Here is a 4480-nt window from a genome sequence, read left to right on the forward strand (position 1 = left end):
AAGCGAAACCCATCGATGCTTGAACGGGGAGAGATGATGGGTTTCGCTGCGCTCTACCCATCCTACGATTTCTCCGCACGGTCTTTCAAAATGACCGCCAGCGGATTGAGCGCCGGCGCCGCGACCAGCTGCAGGGTGTTGGTGTCGTGATGATTGAACGGGCGGTCTCTGCCCTTCACCAGAAGCTCGGTTTCGAGCAGATAGGTCCAGCTGCCGTCGTCGTTGAAGGTGATGTCGCACCGGTAGCTGTCGGTGCGGAACGCTTCGTCCAGAAATTCCGTCGAGCAGATTCCGTAACGCGTATCGCCGCGCTTTGCCGCGACGGAGATGCGCGTGTCATCTGGCCTGGCATGGCCGGAGGCGAGCAAGACCTGGCCGCGCGGAATCGTCACGCTTTGCAGGATCAGCCCGGTTGCGGGCTCCCAAAGCCAGTAGCCGACCTGGTCGTGGAAGGTGATGTCTTCCTCCGGAGTGTTGATGTGGACGTGATAGCGCAAGCCGTAAAACAGCTGCGGTCCGTTGGCCTGCGGATCGATCGGGTCCATCCGGACATGCTCGCGAAAAAGCCGACGCTCCGGCCCGTCGGCTTTGGGGTTGACGTCCACACCCTTGTCGGCCTGCCAACTGCCCGCCAGACGACGCAGCGGTCCGAGATTGGCGAGGCTGTCCGGGGATACGTTGTCGGGCTCGGTGAAGATGTCGGCGGGTATCGGCAGCATAGCAAAACCTCGTGTGATCGCGGTAACGGCAGTATCAGGCTTCCCCGGCGATGACGTCGCCATTTGGCTGTCCGCCAGCTATAAGCCTAAATCGCGCTTCCCGGAGCGACAAGGCGCGCAAGTGCGCTGCTTGTATGCGTCGTTAGAAGATTGCAAGCGGTGTGGGAGTGATTTCAAATACGGCACACAAGGTCCCACCGACCCGTCAGGCTACGGCTTGCCGCTCGCTCTCCGGAAGGACTTGCAGCAATAGCTCGCCTAACGGCACGGGCTTGCTGAAGAGAAATCCCTGGCACAGGTCAATTCCGAGCGAGCGGATCTTTTCGACCTGATCGTATGTCTCGACGCCTTCAGCGACCACCGAAAGGTTCAACGTTTTCGCAAGCTGAACGATCGATCCGAGGACGGCAACGGTCTCGGAGCGACCGATCCTGTCGATGAAGGACTTGTCAATCTTGACCTTGTTGAACGGAAAAGCGGTCAGATAGGATAGCGACGAAAAGCCGACGCCGAAATCGTCGAGCGCTATGGAAACACCAAGCCGCTTCAGGCGTTCGAGCGTCTTGAGATTCTCCTGGCTGTCAGCCAGAAAAACGCTCTCGGTGATCTCGAGCTCCAGCCGTGTCTCGGCAAGTCCGCTGTCTGCCAACGCGACCATTACGGAATCGACAAGAGTGCCACCTGCAAATTGCAGAGCAGAGAGGTTGACGGCAACCTTGATATCATCCGGCAGCATTACGGCATGGCGACACGCCTTGGCGAGCACCAGATTGCCGAGTTCGCCGATCAGTCCCCCCTGTTCCGCAACCGGAATGAACTCAGCCGGAGGGATCAGGCCCCTCGTCTTGTGGCGCCAGCGCGCCAGGGCCTCGACCGACGTCGCGCGGCCGGTAGAGAGCTCGAATATGGGCTGATAGAAGACCTCAATCTCTTCGCGCCAGATCGCCTCGCGAAGCTCGATTTCAAGGATGTCGCGCTGGTCGGCTTCGGCCTTGAGCTCCGGCGAGTAGAGATGGAAACAATTTCGACCGGCATTCTTCGACTTGTAGAGCGCAAGATCGGCATTGCGAAGAATTTCATCGATGCGCGTGCCATGCTCGGGCACCACGGCGACACCGATGCTGCATCCGATCACGACCGGATGCCCGTCTATTTCATAAGGTTCGGCAATGGCCTGGACCAGGCGCGCGGCGAGTATTGCGGCGTCGTCCTGCAGCGCGGACGGCCCCGGCACCACGATCAGCGCAAACTCGTCACCGCCGATGCGGGCCGCCGTATCGACGTCCCGGACCTGCGCCTTGATTCGACCCGCGACCTGCTTGAGAAGCGCATCGCCGCAGTGGTGGCCGAGAGCGTCGTTGACGGACTTGAACTTGTCGAGATCCAGCAGAAGCACGGCGAACGGCGTTTGGTGCAGAAGATACTTGTCCAGCGCTTCGTCAAGAGACCCCTTGAACAGGTTACGATTCGCAAGGCAGGTCAGGCTGTCATAGTGAGCCAGCCTCTCGATCCGGTCCTCGGAAGCCTTGCGTTCGGTGATGTCTTCATGCGTCGCAACCCAGCCGCCGCTCTCGCGCCGTCCATAGGAAATATAGATGACGCGCCCATCCGGAAACTGCACCGTTTTCGAGGTGTGCTCCGATTTGGCGAGCCGGTCCTTGAGGTCAACCAGATAGGCGTCGAGATCACGCACGGCCTCCTGGTTTGCAAACACCTCGCGGAAATTCATGCCGACCCGAACGTTGTCCGGCGAAAGCCCATAGGCATCGAGCCATTGTCGATTGAACGCGATCAGACGATCGTGGCCATCAAACATGCTCAACCCTTGCGAAAGGTTTCGCAGCGCGTCCTCGAATTTGCTCACGGAATCGCGCAATTCGCGCTGTGCGCCGTCGAGCGCCTTCTGTCTTCGCCAGTGGAACGCGGTCGCCAACAAGATGATGAAAGTGAGCAGAATCGCTCCACCGAGATAGATTTTCTGCCTGGCTTGCGAGCGCGAATAGATCTCCTGCTCCGAAATGCCGGCGGTAAATATCAGCGGAAAAACGCGCGATCTGCGCGCGGTGACCAACCTGTTGCTCCGGTTCGGGCGACCTTCGCTCCCGCCCCAATTCCAATATTGGCTATAGGAGCTGTCCCGTAACTCGCCTTCAACGTGGCCGGGATTGCGCTGTCCCAGCACCGCGCCCTGGTCTATTCCCCGCGCCGCGAGCATGATGTAGTCTGAATTTCTGAGAACAAGGGTTCCTCCGATACCGAGCTTTGCGGTGTCGTAGAACCTGCCGACCACGTCCACACTGATCGAGCCCACGACCACGCCCGTCGGGCCTTTGCCGTGGTCGAACAGCTTTCTTGCGAGCTGGATGGTCCATTTGTTCGAGGCTCGCCCGAGCACCGGCTTTGCGACATAGAGCCGATCGTCGGCCAGCTCCATCACCTTGATGAAGTGCTCCCGGTCCCCGAGATAGAGCGGCGGGCCGGAGTAGCCGGTCGTCGTATCGAACATATAGCCGTTCGGTCCGATCAGCGAGAACTGAACCACGTCTCCGCTCGCCATCTGCGCTTTACCGGCCCAAAACTTCAGGCTGAAGGCGGCCGGATCCTGTGCGTAAAGCGCACGCACGACCAGCAGTGACTGATCTACCCGTTCGAATATCCGCTCGGTATTTTCCTCAAACAGTTCAGCGACACTATTTCCGTGCGCCCGCGCCTGTTGCAGGGCTTCCGCCCGTTCCGAAGACGTGATCGCAAAGTAGCCGATCCACACAAGCGGCAAAAAGAACAGCGCGATTTGCAGCGGGGCATTTCGCAAGATTGCCTTTGCAGCTTTGCGGACTAATCTGCGGGCGTGAATCATGGCGCGCAATTCCGCGCGAACCGGAACTCCACGTTTGCGCTCTCAGAGCATGGCAGCGCCATCAAATATGACATCGACTATCTTCGCCTGAACCGCCCGAGGCGGCATGGCCGCGGCCGGGCACCGCCGAAATCTTGCAATCCTCGAAGCCTAGCGTCGGCAACCTTAAGTTTTCGTGTTCGCGCGGATTCAATGTTGGTGTCAAAATCCCCCGTAAAATCACGGAGATAGCTGCGATCCTGTGCCTTCTGACGTGCATATGGGCCGGGCGGCATGGTTGGGCGCGGAACCTGCAATCGACACAGCCGATGCAAGCCGGCGGATGGGCCCGCCGCAGGACGTTCGATAAAGTTCGAAGATGCGGTACCGCTAGCCTCCGCGCGCAGGTGGACGCCGGGCCGCTGAGTCGGGGTCTCAGATAGTCAAGTGGTGACCAGGACCATCCCGCTTCGCCCAAGCGGGCTGAGTCAGGGACAAGTCTTCACTCGACGACTTCGTCAAGATGCGGGTGTGACTAAGTTTAATGGTGCCCGGGGGCGGGATCGAACCATCCGGCTTCGCCCGAACGGGCTACGCCGAGACAAGCCTTCACTCGGGGAGTTCTTCGAGATGCGGCGTCACTGAGATTGATGGTGCCCGGGGGCGGGATCGAACCACCGACACTGCGATTTTCAGTCGCATGCTCTACCAACTGAGCTACCCGGGCATGTCCCGGCGTGGAGCAGGGAGCGCCGGTTTATAGTCAGGCCGGGAGGCTGTGTCCACCCAGCTTCGCCTTTGGCTTCGCTGGGCGCGGCCCGGCTTCGGGGTCATCCCCAAACTATTGGTAATTAAACGGTATTTCGCGTCTGGGGCGGATGTTCCGGGGTCGGATCGACGCGGCGAACTCAGCTGCGCTCCCTCT

2 protein-coding genes and 1 tRNA gene are annotated in these 4480 nt (G+C 59.8%); all 3 read right to left on the reverse strand.

Annotated elements, in window-relative coordinates; translation table 11 throughout:
- Positions 1-62: 62 nt before the first annotated feature.
- Positions 63-719 carry an FABP family protein gene (locus ACSQ84_RS35875; protein WP_436216486.1) on the reverse strand — a complete coding sequence of 219 codons (657 nt, stop codon included), beginning with the start codon at positions 717-719 and terminating at the stop codon, positions 63-65.
- Positions 720-924: 205 nt separating this feature from the next.
- Positions 925-3531 carry a bifunctional diguanylate cyclase/phosphodiesterase gene (locus ACSQ84_RS35880; RefSeq protein ID WP_436216487.1) on the reverse strand — a complete coding sequence of 869 codons (2607 nt, stop codon included), beginning with the start codon at positions 3529-3531 and terminating at the stop codon, positions 925-927.
- A gap of 675 nt (positions 3532-4206) precedes the next feature.
- A tRNA-Phe gene (locus tag ACSQ84_RS35885) sits at positions 4207-4282 on the reverse strand.
- Between the last annotated feature and the right edge of the window lie 198 nt (positions 4283-4480).

The sequence above is a fragment of the Bradyrhizobium sp. LjRoot220 genome (assembly GCF_964252915.1).
Classification (GTDB): Bacteria; Pseudomonadota; Alphaproteobacteria; order Rhizobiales; family Xanthobacteraceae; genus Bradyrhizobium.